Genomic DNA, 17,156 nt, shown 5'->3' with positions numbered 1-17,156 from the left:
AGTTGCGACCTTTTCCCAACAGAGGGGTTGCAACGTGCACGGTTTCCGGAAGCGAAGCATGGGTCTGATGGCAGTGCTGGCACTGGCCGCTTGTCGCGAGGAGCCCGAGGACACCCCGAAGGAGACCAACCGAGCCGTCCTGGAGTGGAGCAACACCTCGCGCGACATCATCCCCTCCGTCGTCGGCGCTTTCGTTCCCCACTCTCGTCAAGTGGCGCTCACCCACGTCGCCATGCATGACGCGATCAACTCGATCCGCCATCGCTATGCGACCTATGGCGCGCCGGTGGCCGCCTCCGCCGACGCCTCGGCCGAGGCCGCCGCGATCGCCGCCGCCCATGACGTGCTCGTGCGGCTCCATCCCGAGCGTCAGGCGGAGCTCGATGCGCACTACACCTCCTCGCTGGCGAGCCTCCCGGACAGCTCCCAGAAGACCGAGGGCATCCGGGTCGGCGAGGCCGCGGCCGCGCAGGTGTGGGAGCTGCGCGCCGATGACCGGGCCAACGACGCGCCCACCTATGTCGCGCCCGCGCTGGAACCGGGGGTGTGGCGGCAGGTGCCGCCCTGGTCGGATCAGGGCCTCTACCCGAACACCTTCATGGCCCAGTGGAGCGCGGTGCGGACGTGGTCCGTCCCGAGCGCCGCGCACTTCCTTTGCCCCCCGCCGCCCGCCCTCACGAGCGAACTCTTCGTGAAGGATCTCGAGGAGGTGAAGCTCCTGGGCGCACGCACCAGCGCGGTGCGCACGCCGGACCAGACCGAGGCGGGCCTGTTCTGGGCGCCCATCACGGCGCCCCTGCTCGCGCTCGACGTGGGCCATCAGCTGGCGGCCCGCAGGGGCCTCGGCCTCGAGGAGACGGCCCGGGTCCTCGCCCTGGGCAGCATGGCCGCGGCGGATGCGGTGATCATCAACGTCCACAGCAAGCAGGCCTACAACTTCTGGCGTCCCATCACCGCCATTCGCGAGGGCAGCCCGGGCGTGGCGGCGGACTCCACCTGGGAGCCGCTGCTCGACACGCCACCGAACCAGGAGTACCCGGCCGGGCACCCGCAGCAGTCGAGCGCCGTGGCGAACACGTACGCGCAGCTCTTCGGCTCCGAGCCCTTCGCCGAGCCGCTCGTGGTGCGCAATCCCCAGGGCCGGGAGCGCAGCTTCACCAGCTTCCAGCAGATGGTGGATGACGTGGTCCTCGGCCGCGTCATCGGAGGCATGCACTTCCGCAACTCGGGGATGGTGGGCGCGGCGTCCGGGCGCCAGATCGCCGAGTGGGTGACGAGCCACAGCCTCCAGCCCACGAGCAACTAGCGCACGTGAGCCAAGGCGCCGCCCTGTCGTCTCAGCGCTGCGACGCCGGAGGCGCTCGCCGCCAGCGCCGGAGGGATGCGGCGTACAGCGGCAACAGGATGAACAGGAATCCGGCCGTGAGGCCCGGACTGGCGTTGCAGCCTCCGTTCGAGGAGTCCTGCCCATTCCCGTCACCGGTGCCCGGGAGGGGTTGGTCGCCCAGGCTGGTGCCGGCGTCGGTCTGGCCATTGCCGGTCCCCGCGTCCGCGCCGGTTCCCGCGCCGCAGTCTCCCAGCGAGTGCTCGAGCGCACCGAGCGTATAGGCCCCTGCCGAGGGACGAGGGCGGGCACAGAAGTCGTCCGTCACCGTGGCCCGCGCCGCGGCGGCTCCGATGAGCTGCGACACGTTGCCCTTGAGCCGCAGGTCTCCGCTCAGGGGCGCCTGGTACCAGGTGTTCCAGGTGGTCGTGGCCACGTTCACCACATTCGTGCCGGCATCGAAGCGGCCGCTGTCGCGAGTGCGAACGACGGAGGACAGCACGTTGCCGTGGGCCTCTCCGGTGGTGGAGGCGAAGCGGAAGTCCACGCCCGTGGTGGAGATGAGCGTGTTGAACAGCACCTTCGTATTGGCGGCCCTGTTCAGGTAGATGCCCACGTCCGAGCAGTTGATGATGACGTTGTTGCGAATGACTCCGTCCGTGTGCTCGGGGTCGCAGGGGACGTTCGGATCGAAGGCGGGTGCACAGTACGCATTGCCCGTGCCTCCGCCGCCGAGGGACAGGCCAATGCGCGTGTTTCCGCTTGGGTAGTCCTTCACGCAGAGGATGCGGTTGCGCTCGAAGACGCCCCGCTTGCCTCCGCTCTTCATGAAGGCGCCGTAGGAGATGCCGCCCACCTTCGAGAAGTCGTGCACCTCGTTGTCGCGGACCACCCAGTCGTCACCGGTGTCGATGTTGATCTTGTTGACGGGGTTGGAGGTCGAGCGCGCGTGCGTGTCGTAGAACTCGTTGCGTTCCACGAGGCCGCGGTGGGGCATCTCATAGACGCCACTGGCGTTCTTCGTGGCGTTCACCTTGAGCTGCGCGTTGAAGTCGCGGAGGCGGCTGTTGCGCAGCACGAAGCCTTCCGCGTGGCCCGTGACATGGAGCGCGTGCTCGCAATTGGTGTCCTGGGGGCAGACCCCCTCGATGGTCAGGCCGTCGAAGGTCCAGTACCGGCCCGACACCTTGAAGCCCTCGGTCGCGTTGAACTGGATGCGCGCCGCGTGCCGGTTCGCGGCGCGCACGGTGATGGGCTGGGTGGCGGTGCCCTCCGCCGCGCAGCTCAGGTTGGCGTTCACCGCGTACGTGCCATCCGCGAGGACGATTTCATCGCCCGCCTGCGCCGAGGCGAGCGCGGACTGCAATTGGGCAACCGTCGAGACGTTCTTCACCGCGGCCACGCTGGGCAGCGGCAGGAGGAGCAGGGCAAGGGAGATCATTCTCATGACCGGCGAGGCTACCCGATCAAGAGGCCTCGGCGCGCCTCCGGGAGCGTTCTGCCCAAAGGAGGCTGCTCGGCACCCCGGTAGGCGCGGTGCGTCAACGACTCTTGCCGCCCTGCTGGGAGGTGACCTTCTGGTTGTACTCGTCGATGACGCTGTTGCAGGTGGAGATGGCCTTCAGGAGGTAGTCATGCTCCAGCGCGCAGCGCTGGAGACTCTGACGATCGGTTTGATAATCGGCCAGCAGCGCCGAGTAGGTGCTGCCCTCCTCGAGGGGCACGGGAGTTGCGCAGGACGGCATGGTGACTTCAGGCATACACTTGGGAGCCTCGAGGACGATGGGAACGCGATGCACGCAGCCGCCCAGCGCGGTCACCATCAGGAGCAGATTGAACGTTTTCATCACGGGATCCTCGCTTGTTGTGTGTGATTTCCGTTGAGGATGCGGATTTCGTCTTCTGGAACCGCGATGGACAGGCATGCGAGCCCGGCCCGCTCATTCTCGAGTTCATCCCGCAGGGTCCGCAGCTCTTGTTCCTTCTTCTGGAGTTCGGCCTCGAGTTCTCCGGCCGCTGTCTGCCTGGCCATTCGCGTGCGGCTGAGTTCGCTATCGATCTGCTGCCGCCTGGATTCCACCGCGGAGATTCGTTCCGCCGAGGACGCGAGCGAGCGCTGCAACGCGAGCTTCTCGGCCTGAAACGTCTGCTCCATTCGAGCCACCTGGCGTTCTTGCTCGGCCTTGAGTGCACTCAGTTCTCGTTGGAGTTCCTCGCGCATGGCCTCATGTGTGCGCCCGGCCTGCTCGGCGGCCTCCTCGAGCGCCGCGAGCTGGGCTCGAGCCCCATCCAGGGACCAGGCACCTATCTGGTACCCCGCCAACGCTCCACCCAGAAGGGCCGCCAGCACAATCAGTCCATACAATGTCTTCACGGCGACCCCTCGATGAACTGCGTGTTGCCAGCGGCGCTCGACCCCAGCGCCTGTTCCGCCAGGAGGAAGTACCGGCGGCGCTCATCGAGCCCGAGCGTCCCTCCGTTCACCTTCTTGGTGATCGCTTCGACCACCTCGATACCGCCCTCGTCCGCGAGCTGGTTCAAGCCATTCTCCAACCAGAAGGCGGCGGCGATCAGGGAGCTCACATCCACCTGGAGGGCGAGATCGGGATTGTTGACGATGTCTTGGCGGATCAGCGCGCCATACCTCGTGTAGTTGTTCCGGCCCGTGATCTGGATGAAGCCGCGCCCGCGGAACTTGAAGCCATCCTCAGGCTGGGTGTTCCCCAGACGATGCCCGTAGGCGAGGTTGGCGATCCGCTCGGGGTTCCTCTGGCACTCGAGCGCAAGCTGCTCGGTGAAGACTCTCGGCCACGTCTTGCGAAGGCCTTCCGCGCTGTAGTTCAGGTTCTCCGCCAGCGGCCGGAAGCCTGATTCATGCGCGAGCTGCGCGAGGAAGTGCGCCACCCGACGCTGGGTGTTGATCTCGAACCGGCGCGCCGCGGTTTGCAGGTTCTGGGCAACGAGCTCGGCTGCGTTGGATTCGAGCTTCGGATGGAGGATGCGAAGAATCGGTGCGCTGATCATGGTGCTTGCCTCTTGTGATGGGGGAATGGCGGACACTCACCCCGAACCAGCTCGGGAGCGGCATCGTGAGTTGAGTAGAGAGTAGACATCCGCCAGCTTGGACTCAGTGCGGCGCTTCACATGTTTCGTATGAAGCCGCGCACACCCCACCGCTTGCCAGGAGTTCCAGCGCCCCTGTGACGGCGCTTACAACGTTCGTGTGAGCTGGCGCACAGCGCTCGCGCGGCGGGACGGGCATGGTTCGTCCTGCCAGCGCCCAGGAGGGTCCGGGACGGATCCGGGCCCCCCTCTCCATCCGGAGCTGGTTCTCTCCGTGAGGTCCCCGATGCCGCTCAGCGAAACCGTTGTGCCAACCCCCGTCGCTCTGCCCAGCCCTTCGCCGGAGCTGTCCGCTCCTGAAGGGGACAAGGACAGCCTGCGCCATCAGCTCCTGGAGCAATGCGACGCCATGGCCCGTTACGCCTTCGCCTCGGGCCTCACGATGCCTTCCGAGCTGTTGGGTCTGCTGCCGATACTGGAGCAGGAGATGAAGGAGGCCTCCGGGAGCAGCTCGCTCTCGGTGATTGGCTCGGTGCATGCCCAATTGGCGGCCGTGGTCGCGCCCGCCACGCCCAAGACGATCCACCTGCTGCACCGGGACCGCTCCCGAGGCAACTGGCTCTCCATGCTCGGCCCGGTCCCCACGGTGCGCCGGCTGATGCTGACGGCGGCCTTCTTCACCCTCGTCTTCGTGCTATCCAGCCTGTCGCCCTACATCAATGTCCCCAGCATGAACCTGGACATCTATCGGATGGATGGGTTGGTGCTGCTCAATGTCCTCGTCTTCCTGATGAGCGCGGCCGGAATGGGCGCCTGCTTCCATGCGCTCTTCATCGCCCACTCCTACATCGCGGAAGGGACCTACGATCCCCGCTACGACTCCTCTTACTGGACGCGCATCGGCCTCGGCATCATCTCGGGCCTGGTGATGTCCCAGCTGGTTCCGATCGGGCCAGACATCTCGGCCGCGGACATGAGGGCGCTCGAGGATCTGTTGAATGAGAAGAACATCGAGGGTGCGGAAAAGGCGCTGAGCGACTTCAACCCGAACCTCATCGGCAAGCCCGTGCTGGCCCTGCTGGGCGGCTTCTCCGCCACCATGGTCTACAACGTGCTCCAGCGGATGGTGGACGCGATGGAGACCGCGCTGGAGTCCCTCTTCAAGGGCAAAGGAACGGAAAGCCGGGCCGAGCGTGACCGGGCGGTGCGCGACATCGTGGCCCGGGAGTTCGGGTATCGCACCGTGGAGGCAGCGCCGGTCAACCTTCGCGGCGGAGCATCCTCCAACAGTGGGGGAACGGCCAACTCGGGGGGCGAGGTCGTCCCGCTGGTTTCTCCGGGACAGCCTTCCCATTGACCAGGAGAACCCGCGGCACCGCGGGGATGCCTCCCTGCCTCCCGGTGCAACCGCCAGCCGGAGGGTGAGGCGGCGAGGGAGCCCTGACCCCTTGTCGGGTGGCGGGAGGCTTCGGACCTTCCTCTCATCACCAGGCTTCGTGCCATGGGGCGCGGGGCTCATCCCAGAGGGAGACGGCCATGGCGGACAACAAGGGACCGGCGGACAAGCGGACGGACAACCCCCAGGCGGACAGGCCCGTGGAGGAGATGGAGCGCGAGGCCCGGCACCAGGACGGCGTGCTGCGCCGGGACGTGTCGGATCGTGACGTGGGCGAGGATCGCATCAAGGAGAAGGGTCTCGGAGGCCCTGGCGCCGATGACTCGAGCGGCAGCGAGCGGCGTGATGCGCCTTCCATGAACGATAGGAGCTGAACCCTCTTCCACCCACGACGAGGCCCCTGGCCACGTGCCCCCTGGCCGAGCCACCAGGAGGTACCTAGGCTTGGGGCTCGCGAGTGGAGCACATCCCCTGGAGGGACATGACGGACGCGGGCCGCGACGAGGCACCAGTGGAGTTGGACGGAAGCGAAGGGGAGGGCGGTGGGCAGATCCTCCGCTCGGCGCTCTCGCTGTCGCTCATCACTGGACGAGCCTTCCACCTGTACCGGGCGCGGGCGAACCGCCAGCCCTCGGGGCTGAGGCCCCAGCACCTCGCCTGCGTGCGGGGAGCGGAGGCCATCAGCGGAGGCCAGAGCGAGGGGGCGGAGGTCGGGGCCTCGGAGCTGCGCTTCGAGCCAGGGCCGGTACGTTCCGGAGACTATGTGTTGGAGGTGGGGACGGCGGGCAGCACGCCGCTGCTCTACCAGTGCCTCTTCTATCCGCTGGCGGTGGCGGGAGGCGGCTCGCTGACCCTGCGCGGGGGGACGCACCTGCCGCACAGTCCGAGCTACCACTACCTCGCGGGCGTGTGGCAGCCGATGGCGCGGGCGTTCGGGCTGCACATGACGCTGCGCCTGGTGCACGCGGGCTTCTACCCGGAAGGGGCGGGGGAGTTCGTCGCGCAGGTGGAGCCGGTGCGCGAGCCGCCGCGGCGGGTGGAGCTCATGGCGCGCGGGACGCTGCGGGACATCGCGGTGGGCTCGTTCGTGGGCGGACTGCCCTTTGGCATCGCCGAGCGGCAATCCAACGCGGCGGTGGCGGCGCTGCGCGAGCGGGGCTTCCACAGCCACGCGGCGAACCGTCCCCTGCCCACGACGCGCTCGGTGGGCACGGTCACCTTCCTGCTGGCGCAGTTCGAGCACACGATCGCGGGGTTCACCTCCCTGGGACGGCGGGGCCATCCGGCGGAGACGGTGGGCCGCGAGGCGGCGGAGGCCCTGGCGGGCTTCATGGAGAGCACGGGGGCGCTGGACGAGCACCTCGGCGATCAGATCCTCCTGCCGGCGGCGCTGCTGGCGGCGGGAAGGCTGGGTCCGGCCGCGCCGGGGACGACACGCTACCTCCCCGAGCGGGTGACCGAGCACCTCACCACCCATGCGCGGCTCATCGAGCGCTTCCTGCCGGTGCGGGTGAGCGTGGAGGCGGATGGGACGGTCGAGGTCGCGCCTCGCCCCCCGGGAGGATCCACCGGAGGGCGGCTCGCGACGGACGGGTGACTACGGAACCACCGTGTCCTTCCGGGCGGTGCCGGCGGTGCGGAAGCCGGCGATGCGGTTGGAGACCTCCGCCGGCGTCAGGACGGCGTCCTTGGCGAAGTACACCCAGTCCGTCTCCTGGTGGTACGTGCGCGAGCTGGTCTGGGTCCGGTCCAGCTCGGCGAACCAGATGTTGAAGTAGATGGACTGATTCACCTCCGGCAGGTACTTGAGCTGGGTGTGCGAGGTCAGCAGCGCCCCATCGATGTAATAATAGATGCCGGTGCTGGAGACCTGGAGCACGAGCGTGTGCCAGCCCGAGTAGTCATTGCTGTTCCAATCCGAGACCCGGTCCGCGTCCTCGACGGACAGCTGCGTGTCCTCCCATGAGGTCATCCACAGGGTGCTGGTGTTTCCACGTCCCCAGCCTCCGTTGGGCATGTACTCGAAGTCCTGCTCCGAGTAGTTCGGGTCGTTCAAGACATAGTTGGTGATGGTGAAGAAGGTCTCGACGGGCTTGTCGGCGAAGTAGCGGGTGCCCGACAGCGGGGTGTTGTTGAACTTCACCCGCGCGGCATAGGTGCCGAACCTGAACTTGCGGCTCTTCGAGGACACCTCGGCCTGCGCCGTGGTCGCGTTGGAGCCGCGGGTGCTCGTCTGGAGCCGCAGCAGCTTGTTGCCGGAGACCGCGGGGTCGGTGACGATCGACACGTTGGCCGCCGCCCAGGGCGCGCCGAACTCCGGCTCGGGCCCAGGACCCGTCCAGTTCGGGTCATTGCGCACGTTCCACCAGTTGCTGAAGGTGCTGTCGCTGGCGCTCGTGTAGCTGAAGTCGTCGAAGAACTCGGTGGTGATCGTATCGCCCCCACCGGGGGTCCCGCCTCCACCCGAGGGCGGTGTGCCGCCGCGCAGCCCTTGCGTGGGCGCGGAGCCGGCGTCGTGCACGGTGATCTTGCTCCAATCGATGAAGCTGGTGTGGCTCCCGTAGGAGTAGTCATTCGTCTCGTCGACGTTGGTGCCGAACACCACGCCGAGATCGATCGCCTGGGTTGTCGCGCCCGGTGCCAGGTTTCCCGCACCACTGGTGAAACGGATTTCCGCGTACCGGTCGGCGCCCGTGTAGGACACGTTCCCGGTGGTCACCGTGAGGTTGGGGCAGGGAGAGGCGCCCCACCACCAGCACTCCGCCGTGACGCCCGAGGCGCTGTCCTTGGTGAACCAGTAGCGCACGACAATGCTGCTCAGCGGAATCGCGGCCGTGGTGTTGTTGCGCAGCCGGATGTTGGCCTCGGCGATGTCGTCGCCCGGGCCGCTGGCGTTGTAATTCAAATACTGAACAGTCACATCGTTCGTCCCCGCGAGGCTCTCACCCACGGGGGCCACCAGTGACACCAATGCGAACAAGCTCGCGCGGGGATACTTCCAGTTCAACCTCATGGACTCATCACCTTTCCGTGCAGGACCGCTCACCGGGACAAGCGGAATACACGGAAAGAGGGATATGGTGAAATTGGCTGCCTTGGCAAGTAAAACAGCTTGTTCACAAACCATGAGAATCGAGGGCAGCGATTGACGCGGGGCGGCGACAGGGCTTCAGCGGCCCATGGCCGAGGACAGCTCGGCGGCCCACTGCCACGGGGCGCCGGTGTTGCCCGGCAGCGAGTTGAAGTACTCCCAGCTCGCCGCGCCGCCGAACGCCTGGTGGGTGCCGACGAGGCCGCCCACCGTGCTCTTGGCGGTGGAGATGTCGATGTAGCCGGAGCCGCCATTGCCCGGGTTGCTCAGCATGCCGGCCACCACCTTCTGCGCGGGGATGAGCCCGCGGTTGATGATGGACTGGTAGTTGGCCGAGGTGCCCATGTAGCCCCAGCCATTGTAGAACTGGCCGTTGAACCAGGAGATCTGCGAGCCCACGTCGCGGTAGAGCTGCTCGTAGTTGAAACCAGACAGGTTGCCGCCGCCGTACAGGGCGGTGGCCACCGGGGCGAGCGTGATGACGAAGTCGGGCCCGAAGTCCGTGCGCAGGGCGCGGATGACACGCTCGATGCCCGCGAGCGACATGTACTCCTCGACGTCCAGGTCCACGCCGTCCAGCTTGTACGTGGTGATGATGTTCTTGAGGATCGGGTAGTAGGTGTTGAAGTCGGTGTCCAGGCGCTGGAAGCTGCCCTGCGCGGCGCCGCCCACCATCCCGAGCACGCGCACGCCCTTGGTCTGCATCGTGGCGAGGTCCCTCCACATCTGCTGGAACCGGGCGTCGCTCGGCGGATGGTCGTTGAGGTGCACCTGCGTGGGGGAGTTGAGGTGGATGGCGGCCACGATCACATCCGTGACGCGCGTGTTGTTGTTGGTCAGGCCCAGCGGGGAGACATACGTGCCGCCGTTGTACTGGGTCTGGTAGTAGACCACCGTGCGCCGGTACGTCCGGGTGTGGGCGGGCGGCGTCCACTTCTGGCTGCTGACACCGACACAATCCCAGATGTGCAGCCGGGTGCCGTTCGCGCTGTTGTTGTTGGCGACGTCCAGGCACTTGTTGGCCTGGGGATTGACGAGATCCTGGCCAGACGTGTGGATCCACTGCTGGGCGCCGGTGCCATTGCAGTCGTAGAGCTGGATGAGCGTGCCGTTGGCCGTGCCGGACTGGGTGACGTCCAGGCACTTGCCCAGGACGCGGAGGGTGCCATCCGCGTTGAGGTTGATCTGCTGGGCGGCGGAGTTGTTGCACTCGTAGAGCTGGATGGGCGTGCCGTTGGCGGTGTTGCCGGACGCCACGTCGATGCACTTGCCGGCGAGTCCCTTGATCGGACCGGTAGGGTTGGGCGCCGCCGAGGTGGACGGAGCGGCACAGAAGACCGCGACCGCGGTGGTGGCGACACTGGCGGCGGCGAGCCGGCGCCCGAGGGAGCGCGTACGCTGGGTGCTCATGGGAGGGTCTCCAAGGAAAGGAAATCCCAGCCCCGTGCACTCCAGGGGTGGGGCCCGACGGGGTCTCTCAATAATCGATATAAACGAGCAAAACAAGTTATAACAGCTTGTCAGTAAAACTCCACCAGGCTCGCTTGATTCCCAACTTTCGGTGGGATAGACGTTACCTGGTAAAACGAGAAATCGAGGGACAAGATGAGCAACTGGGTGAAGCGGATGGCGTGCCTGCTGCCCTTGCTGGTGGGGGCCTGTGGCGAAGCGGACGAGGGGCTCCCGCCCGTCGGACAGGATGAGGGTCTCCCACCCGCCGAGGGGCAGGAGGATGTCGCCACCCCGGGGCTGGCCAACCCCACCGGACGCTTCTACATCGTGGGCAAGGACATCGTGTCTCCCGCCGGGAACAAGTTCTACCCCGTGGGGGCCAACCTCGACGGCTGGGACTTCTTCCAGCGGGATACGGAGGCGCACGCCGAGAAAGCCGCCCGCTGGGGTTGGAATACCATCCGCATCAATGGCGCCCAGCTGGCACACCCCGAGTGGAACACCTGGGGACTCGTGTCGGGCACCTCGTCGGACGCCAACTTCGCGAGGATCGATCGCATCGTCCAGGCCTACACCGCCCGGAAGATCGTGGTGATGATCGAGTTCCACGACGGTGTCTGGTCTGGCAATACCCTCGACGCCAACAAGGTGAGCCAGACGAAGAGCGCCTGGATCGCCCTGGCCAACAAGTACAAGAACAACACCTACGTCTGGTTCAACCTGCTCAATGAGCCGGTGTGGGGCCAGGCGCCAGCGGACTACGTGTCGCTCCACAAGACCCTGCGGGATGCCATCCGCTCCACGGGCGCGGAGAACATCATCGTCGTGGACGGAGGCGTGGCGGGTCAGGAGTGGCCGGGTTGGGGCATTCCGGGCAACCTGATTCCGACCTACGGGCCGCAACTGGCTCAGGATCAGTGCAACCTGCTCTTCTCCATCCACGTGTACAACGCCTGGGCGGAGGCGGGCGGCACGTCCCCGCACACCTCCAACTTCATCAGTTACGTGCAGTCGGTGCAGGCCAAGAACCTGGCGCTCATCGTGGGCGAGACGGGTTGGAACACGAACGACTCGGACGTGGCCCGGTTGAAGGCCGGGTCGATGGTGGCCTTCAACAACGCGCCGGCCCACGGCGTGGGCATCCTCGCGTGGCACGGCAACCCGAACTGGGGCGACACCTTCAATCTGACCAAGACGGGCCAGTTCACGGACGTCGACAACTGGACCACGCCCACCAACCTGACGGACTTCGGCACCGTCCTGTGGAAGCTCGCGCACGCCCCGCCCAATCTCGGGGCGTTCACCGGGAGCTACGCCGCGAGCCGGTGCCCCTCGGCGCAGTAGGCGGAGGACGGCCCGTGCCCCGAGAGGAGGCACGGGCCGCTTCCCGTCAGTTGTTCTGCAGGGGATTCACGCGCACCAGGGAGCGGGCGGGCACGGTGGCCGTTCCGGTGGTTCCGGACGCGTTCTTGAACGTCACCGGGAGCGCGCTGGCGGTGGGGTTCCACACCAGGGCCGAGTAGGTGGTGCCCTTCTTGTACACCGTCGCGCTCGCCCCGCCCGTGGCCCAGACGTCCGCGCTGCGCTGGCCGAGGCTGGCCATGTTGTGGACGAACCAGTACGTGTTGAAGAGCTCGTTCTTCTGCACCGGGGTGGCGTTCCACTTGGCCAGCACTCCCTGGGGATCGCTCAGCGACTGGATGGGCCACACGACGTGCTGCCACGAGGTCTCCGGTCCGCCGTTGTCCTTCACGAAGCCGTTGTACAGGCTGGCCGCCTTGGCGGGGTTGAAGCCGTAGCTCGTCAGGTACTCGGAGGTGGGCAGCCAGTGGATGCCGTAGATGTGCACCGGGGCGCCACTGAAGAAGGTGCCGTAGAAGTTCGACGAGCCGTACACCTGGCCCACCGTCTTGTGCGGCCACTCGGGCAGCCAGTTGTCCCCGTCATAGTTGAACCAGTACTGCTCCACCGCCTTGAGCTCCGTGGTGAAGCCGTAGATGCCCGCGTCGCGGAACGACGTGTTGCCGGTGGCCACACCCCACAGGTACTGGCCCACCCAGCCGAAGAGCGACTCGCCCGCGGCCTCCTGGTTGTTGCCGTTGTTGTTGTCCGCGTAGCCCCCGGCCCACGAGTGGCCCTCGTAAGGATCGAAGTTGCGGAAGAACGGGTAGAGCGGATCCGTCCGGCTCGGGTTCGCGTAGTCGCGGATCAGGTGCTCCACCATGGGGCCATACTGGGTGCGGAAGTTCGCGTCGTACGAGGCCAGCACCGCCGAGGCGAAGACGTAGTAGCCGTAGGTGAAGTGGTGATCCGTGATGCCCGTGTTGGCCCCGAACTCGCTGACCCGGTAGTACGTCGTTCCCCAGTCCGGGTTGTAATAGAAGAAGAAGTCCTTCTCTCCCGGCGTGTACGTGTACCACTCCGTCAACAGGGGCTTGAGCCGCGACAGGAACAGATCGCGGTAGACGGTGTCGCCGATCTCATCCGCGGCCAGCACGCCCATCGCCAGGGGGTGCAAGGCCTTGCCCTGCCAGTAGGCATCCGCCGCCGGTGAGATGTTCGCCGTCTCCCGCTCGAGCGTCAGCAGGTACTGGCTCAGCAGGGCGCGCGAGTACTCGGGGTTGTTGGGCTCGGTGAACTGGGGGACGATTCCCTGGAAACGGTTCGTGGTGAAGAACGTGTTGCCCTCGCGCACCTTCATCGTCCCGCGCACGGAGGGGTAGGCGAGCGCGGTGAGCGGCGAGCCCGAGTTCTTCCACTGGTGGGGAAAGAGGGCCGTCAGGGTCTGGTCGGAGAACCCCGTGCGCTTGAGCTGCGTGGTGAGGGTGAATGTCGTGGTGAGCTGCGCGCTCGCCTCGTCGAAGAGGTAGCTCACGCGGGTGCCCGTCACGAACGCATAGGCGTGCTGGTGGAAGTAGCTCAGGTCGGCCGCCGAGGGCAGGGCCGCGAGCGACAGATAGCCCTGGCCGCCCCCGAGCTGGATCTTGAGCTTCGGGCCCACCTTGCGGAACACGGTGCCCGCCGGCGCGAAGAGCCCGTAGTAGCGCGTCTGGAGCGTGCCGCCGCCATCGGGGTTGGACACCTTCACGGCGATCCGATCGGTCGTCACCGTGGCGCCATCCGTGGTGAGGATCGCGCTGCCCTGGTCATCGAGGATCTGCGTGATGCGCGCGGAGTAGAGCTCCACCGAGTTGGGATCGCTGAACTGGGTGTAGAGGTAGGGCGAGCCCTTGACGAACGTCACCTTGAGCTTGTCCGTGGTGTCGTCGCTGAGCACGGAGTCCACGGACCAGTCGCCGTAGCCGGTCACCCGGTTGGCCATCTTGGACGTGTCGATGGTGTTGGCCATCAGGTACAGGTCCGGGTTGCCGTCCGCGTTCACCGCGGACTTGTCGCCGTTGATGTAGCCCGCGCCCGGGGTCAGGACGCCGAGCCCCTGGCTGAAGAACTTCGACTTGAGGGGCAGGGTGACGATCATGTCCCCGAGCGGCTTGATGAGCAGCGACTGCCACCAGTCATTGGAGGGGAGGGGCGTCTTCAAGGTGTCGGCCCGGTACTGCGGATACTGGGGCTGCGGCATCTTGTAGTCGTTCGTCAGGTAGCTGCCCTGGCCGGCCTGGACGGTGCTGGGGGTGGGGAGGGCCGGAATCGTGTAGGTGGGCTTCGGGTGGCCATCGACGTAGTCGTAGACCTCGAAGTCGAACAGGGAATACCCAAACCCCGTGGCGCGGGCATACCCCTTCATCCGGATGTGGCGGCCAGAGGCGTACAGGGGAATGTCCTGCTTTCCGCCCGCGCCGCGCAGCGTCCGGTAGACGGTCGTCCACTGCGAGCCATCAGGAGAGACCTGCAGGTCGAACACGCGCCCGGCGGCCGTTTCCCAGTTCAAGACGACGCGGCCAATCGTCCGCGTGCTGCCCAGGTCGATGGAGATCCACTCGTCGTCCGTCGCGGCCGAGGACCAGCGCGTCGACGTATTGCCATCCACCGCGTTGGCTGGCGGCAGGGATTGCGAGGTGGAGGAGGCGGTGGCGGTCCGGTTCAGGGCCACGTTGGGGCCGTACTGAGGCGGCGGCTTGTTCACGCCGCCGGTCCCGTAGACCTCGAACTCCACGATGGAATAGCCATAGGCGGTCAGGGCCCGCTTCGTGCCGAGCACGCGCACGAACCGGCCGCTGCCGCTGACCGCCTGGTCATCGACGCCACCGGGCCAGTTCGTCCGGCCATAGAGGTCCGTCCAGCCGAGCTCGTCGTTGGAGATCTGGACCTTGTAGTCCTTGGCGTACGCGCCCTCCCACTGGATCTTGACCCGATCGATCCGCGCCGTGGCGCCCAGGTCCACGTAGAGCCACTGGGGATCCACGCCCCACTGGCTGGCCCAACGCGCGCCCGTGGTGCCGTCCACCGCCAGCTCCGCCGAGTTGTTGCCCTCCTGCGAGGAGGCATAGGCGGGGCGCTTCAACGACAACAGGTACGAGGTTCCCGTGGGCGGAGGCGGGGGCTCGCTCGTCCCGAGCGTGCCGTAGACCTCGAGCTCCAGGATGGAATAGCCATAGTTGGTCATCGCGCGCTTCGTGCCGAGCACGCGCACGTACCGGCCACTGCCGCTGACGCCCTGGATGTCGACGCCGCCGGGCGAGTTCGTGCGGCTGTAGAGATCCGTCCAGTCAATCTGGTTGTTGGAGACCTGGACCTGGTAGTCCTTGGCGTATGCGTTCTCCCACTGGATCTTGATCTCATCGATCTGCGCCGTGGCGCCCAGGTCCACGGAGATCCACTGCGGATCCACGCCCCACACGCTCGCCCAACGCGCGCCCGTGGTGCCGTCCACCGCCAGCGCCGCCGTGTTGTTGCCCTCCACCGAGGAGGCGGTCGCGGGTTTCTTCAAAGACAACAAGGTCGAGGCCGCATGCGCGCTCCAACCGCCGAGGAAGGTCAGCAGCGGCAGCAGGAACGCCGCCGACCTGAGCCCCCGCGAGGTCATCCGCGCGTGTGCTTGTCTATTGGGGAGGTGCATCCTCTTTCTCCGGGATGAAGGGGTGTTGGTTCAAAGCGGAGAAAGCAGGAAAACCTGTTTTAAAGCAATGTTATTCGGTTATTCGGGATTTATGTTGACTCCTGGTATATGTGCACGCTCATCGTGAGTACGCCTAGGCTTCCGGAGCATGTGTGTGCTAGGAAACGGTGCGTTCGGAGCCCACACTCAAGCGGGGGATTAACGAATGCGGAGCCGCTCACTCGCGGCAGTTGCGCTCATCTTCGTCATGTTCTCTGGCTGCACCTGCGGCGACAAGGACGCGAAGAAGGGCCCGGCGCCCTCCGAGTTGTTGAAGTCCCTGCCCAGGGCCGCCGTCTCCCGGCCCTCCGCGCTGGTACCCAAGGCCGTGTTGGACTCCCCCCGCTCCATGGTGGTGGCCGCCGCCGATGCCCGGGGCACCTGGGAGGCCTTCCTGCGCACCGCGCCCGGCAAGGCGCTGGTGGAAGGCCGCGCCATCGAGCACGTGAGCCTCTCCGCGCAGATGGAGCGGCTCCTCTCGTTCAGCCATGACCTGGCCTCCGCCTCGGAGCACCCGCTCGCCGCGGATCGCCTCGCCGAGGCCCTCTCCGGCCCGGCCGCCATCGGCGTGGTGGATGGTGACGACGAGGACGCCGAGCTCGTGCTGGTGAAGGAGGTGGATGGCTCCCAGGAATTCGTGGTCCGCCTCGCCCTGATGGTCTCCACCGTGAAGGGTTCCGGTGTGAGCGCGAAGCAGCACGAGGGCCACTCCCTGCTCGAGCTGCGGCGCGGCAGCCGCACCCTGTATGTGGCCGCCTTCCAGAACGTGCTCATCGCCTCCACCGACGAGGAGCTGGCCAAGGCGGCCCTCTCGCTGGCGCTCGACAAGGGCGGCGAGTCCGTCGAGTCCATTGCTGGCTACAAGAAGGAGGTGGACAAGCTCCAGGGCCACCGCCTCGCCGCGCTGATGTCGCTCGAGCCGGACGGCCCGCCGGCGCTGCTGCTGGGCCTGTCGCGGCTGGTGCTCGGGCTGGACGTGGACTCGGGGCAGCTTCAGCTCGGTGGCGAGCTGTCCGACTCGCCCGACACCGTGGCGGCCTTCCGCGCGCTGGCCTACGTGCCGAAGGACGCGGTGCTCTTCTCGAGCCTCGGCGCGGCGAACGCCGAGGCCTTCCTCGAGCGGCTCGGCGACGCGGGCGGCAACAACGCCAGCGTCAAGGACGTGCGCAAGGCGCTCGTCCTCCCGGCGGAGCTGGAGGATGCCCTCACCGACGAGGCCTTCTATGGGCTGCTCGGCGTGTCGGACACCCGCTTCAACCACCTGCTCGGCCTGGGCCTGAAGGATGGCGCCGCCGCGGCCAAGGCCTTCCCCAAGCTGGCGAAGAACTGGCTGGACGAGCCCGGCAAGAGGGACGTCGCCCCGGGCGTCTCCGCCTTCTGCAACTCCACCGAGGGGCTGTGTCTGGCGCTGGCGAAGGACTACCTGCTGGCGGCCACGGACCTGGAGTCGTTGAAGGCCGCAGTGGAGACGGGGCTCGGCAAGCGTCCCGCCCTCTCGGACGTGAAGGGCTTCCAGCAGGTGGGCAAGAGCGGTGACACCCGCTTCCTCACCGCCTACGTCGACACCGCGAGGGCGGCCGACGCCATGCTCACCTTCTTCCGCGCCGTGGGCCGGGAGCAGAGCCAGGGCTTCGACACCGGGGACGTGGATGCCAGCGTGGCGCCGCTGTGCGAGGCGATGAAGAAGCTGCCTCCCTATGGCGGTGGGCTCGCCGTGGACGGCACCGTGGTGGCCGGCCAGTTCCAGCCGCTGCAGGGGCAGTAAGGGGGCGGA

General features: G+C 66.9%; 13 protein-coding genes. 6 read left to right on the top strand and 7 right to left on the bottom strand.

The window, feature by feature from the left end:
* The first annotated feature begins 58 nt into the window (after positions 1-58).
* Positions 59-1,306, top strand: a complete 1,248-nt coding sequence (locus tag F0U63_RS25370) for a vanadium-dependent haloperoxidase (RefSeq protein ID WP_395833247.1) — start codon at positions 59-61, stop codon at positions 1,304-1,306.
* Between the two features lie 31 nt (positions 1,307-1,337).
* Here the strand turns inward: F0U63_RS25370 and F0U63_RS25365 are convergent, their stop codons facing one another.
* The 4 genes from F0U63_RS25365 to F0U63_RS25350 form a co-directional block, all read right to left on the bottom strand.
* The gene (locus F0U63_RS25365) at positions 1,338-2,771 is read right to left on the bottom strand and encodes a chondroitinase-B domain-containing protein (protein WP_395833245.1); all 1,434 of its coding nucleotides are present in this window, start codon (positions 2,769-2,771) and stop codon (positions 1,338-1,340) included.
* Positions 2,772-2,865: 94 nt separating this feature from the next.
* The gene (locus F0U63_RS25360) at positions 2,866-3,171 is read right to left on the bottom strand and encodes a hypothetical protein (RefSeq protein ID WP_395833243.1); all 306 of its coding nucleotides are present in this window, start codon (positions 3,169-3,171) and stop codon (positions 2,866-2,868) included.
* On the bottom strand, positions 3,171-3,698 hold the full coding sequence (locus F0U63_RS25355) for a hypothetical protein (protein ID WP_395833241.1): 528 nt from the start codon (positions 3,696-3,698) through the stop codon (positions 3,171-3,173). Before F0U63_RS25355 ends, F0U63_RS25360 begins: the two co-directional genes overlap by 1 nt.
* On the bottom strand, positions 3,695-4,384 hold the full coding sequence (locus F0U63_RS25350) for a glycoside hydrolase family 19 protein (RefSeq protein ID WP_395833239.1): 690 nt from the start codon (positions 4,382-4,384) through the stop codon (positions 3,695-3,697). Before F0U63_RS25350 ends, F0U63_RS25355 begins: the two co-directional genes overlap by 4 nt.
* A gap of 412 nt (positions 4,385-4,796) precedes the next feature.
* Here F0U63_RS25350 and F0U63_RS25345 point away from each other — a divergent pair, with 412 nt between their 5' ends.
* The 3 genes from F0U63_RS25345 to rtcA all read left to right on the top strand — a co-directional run bounded on the left by F0U63_RS25345 (position 4,797) and on the right by rtcA (position 7,380).
* The gene (locus tag F0U63_RS25345; RefSeq protein ID WP_395833237.1) at positions 4,797-5,744 is read left to right on the top strand and encodes a hypothetical protein; all 948 of its coding nucleotides are present in this window, start codon (positions 4,797-4,799) and stop codon (positions 5,742-5,744) included.
* Between the two features lie 179 nt (positions 5,745-5,923).
* Entirely contained in the window at positions 5,924-6,157 is a 234-nt protein-coding gene (locus tag F0U63_RS25340; protein ID WP_395833235.1) for a hypothetical protein, read from the top strand.
* A 107-nt stretch (positions 6,158-6,264) separates the two neighbouring features.
* The gene (rtcA, locus tag F0U63_RS25335; RefSeq protein WP_395833233.1) at positions 6,265-7,380 is read left to right on the top strand and encodes an RNA 3'-terminal phosphate cyclase; all 1,116 of its coding nucleotides are present in this window, start codon (positions 6,265-6,267) and stop codon (positions 7,378-7,380) included.
* Here rtcA and F0U63_RS25330 read toward each other — a convergent pair whose 3' ends face one another.
* Entirely contained in the window at positions 7,381-8,796 is a 1,416-nt protein-coding gene (locus F0U63_RS25330; RefSeq protein WP_395833231.1) for a cellulose binding domain-containing protein, read from the bottom strand.
* A gap of 156 nt (positions 8,797-8,952) precedes the next feature.
* The gene (locus F0U63_RS25325) at positions 8,953-10,284 is read right to left on the bottom strand and encodes a ricin-type beta-trefoil lectin domain protein (RefSeq protein ID WP_395833229.1); all 1,332 of its coding nucleotides are present in this window, start codon (positions 10,282-10,284) and stop codon (positions 8,953-8,955) included.
* Positions 10,285-10,479: 195 nt separating this feature from the next.
* Here F0U63_RS25325 and F0U63_RS25320 point away from each other — a divergent pair, with 195 nt between their 5' ends.
* On the top strand, positions 10,480-11,670 hold the full coding sequence (locus F0U63_RS25320) for a glycoside hydrolase family 5 protein (protein WP_395833227.1): 1,191 nt from the start codon (positions 10,480-10,482) through the stop codon (positions 11,668-11,670).
* A gap of 46 nt (positions 11,671-11,716) precedes the next feature.
* Here the strand turns inward: F0U63_RS25320 and F0U63_RS25315 are convergent, their stop codons facing one another.
* Positions 11,717-15,343 carry a discoidin domain-containing protein gene (locus tag F0U63_RS25315; protein ID WP_395833225.1) on the bottom strand — a complete coding sequence of 1,209 codons (3,627 nt, stop codon included), beginning with the start codon at positions 15,341-15,343 and terminating at the stop codon, positions 11,717-11,719.
* Positions 15,344-15,548: 205 nt separating this feature from the next.
* Between F0U63_RS25315 and F0U63_RS25310 the strand changes: the two genes are divergently transcribed.
* Entirely contained in the window at positions 15,549-17,147 is a 1,599-nt protein-coding gene (locus tag F0U63_RS25310; protein WP_395833223.1) for a hypothetical protein, read from the top strand.
* Positions 17,148-17,156 lie beyond the last annotated feature (9 nt).

Source organism: Cystobacter fuscus, assembly GCF_044360685.1.
Lineage (GTDB): Bacteria > Myxococcota > Myxococcia > Myxococcales > Myxococcaceae > Cystobacter > Cystobacter fuscus_C.
The sequence above is the reverse complement of the archived record's forward strand: the minus strand, read 5'-3'. Positions and strand labels throughout refer to the sequence as shown.

Coding starts and splice junctions, on each gene's coding strand:
- F0U63_RS25365 (WP_395833245.1), bottom strand. CDS start 2,771: ATGAGAATGATCTCCCTTGCCCTGCTCCTCCTGCCGCTGCCCAGCGTG.
- F0U63_RS25310 (WP_395833223.1), top strand. CDS start 15,549: ATGCGGAGCCGCTCACTCGCGGCAGTTGCGCTCATCTTCGTCATGTTC.
- F0U63_RS25325 (WP_395833229.1), bottom strand. CDS start 10,284: ATGAGCACCCAGCGTACGCGCTCCCTCGGGCGCCGGCTCGCCGCCGCC.
- rtcA (WP_395833233.1), top strand. CDS start 6,265: ATGACGGACGCGGGCCGCGACGAGGCACCAGTGGAGTTGGACGGAAGC.
- F0U63_RS25360 (WP_395833243.1), bottom strand. CDS start 3,171: ATGAAAACGTTCAATCTGCTCCTGATGGTGACCGCGCTGGGCGGCTGC.
- F0U63_RS25370 (WP_395833247.1), top strand. CDS start 59: ATGGGTCTGATGGCAGTGCTGGCACTGGCCGCTTGTCGCGAGGAGCCC.
- F0U63_RS25340 (WP_395833235.1), top strand. CDS start 5,924: ATGGCGGACAACAAGGGACCGGCGGACAAGCGGACGGACAACCCCCAG.
- F0U63_RS25315 (WP_395833225.1), bottom strand. CDS start 15,343: ATGCACCTCCCCAATAGACAAGCACACGCGCGGATGACCTCGCGGGGG.
- F0U63_RS25320 (WP_395833227.1), top strand. CDS start 10,480: ATGAGCAACTGGGTGAAGCGGATGGCGTGCCTGCTGCCCTTGCTGGTG.
- F0U63_RS25345 (WP_395833237.1), top strand. CDS start 4,797: ATGGCCCGTTACGCCTTCGCCTCGGGCCTCACGATGCCTTCCGAGCTG.
- F0U63_RS25330 (WP_395833231.1), bottom strand. CDS start 8,796: ATGAGGTTGAACTGGAAGTATCCCCGCGCGAGCTTGTTCGCATTGGTG.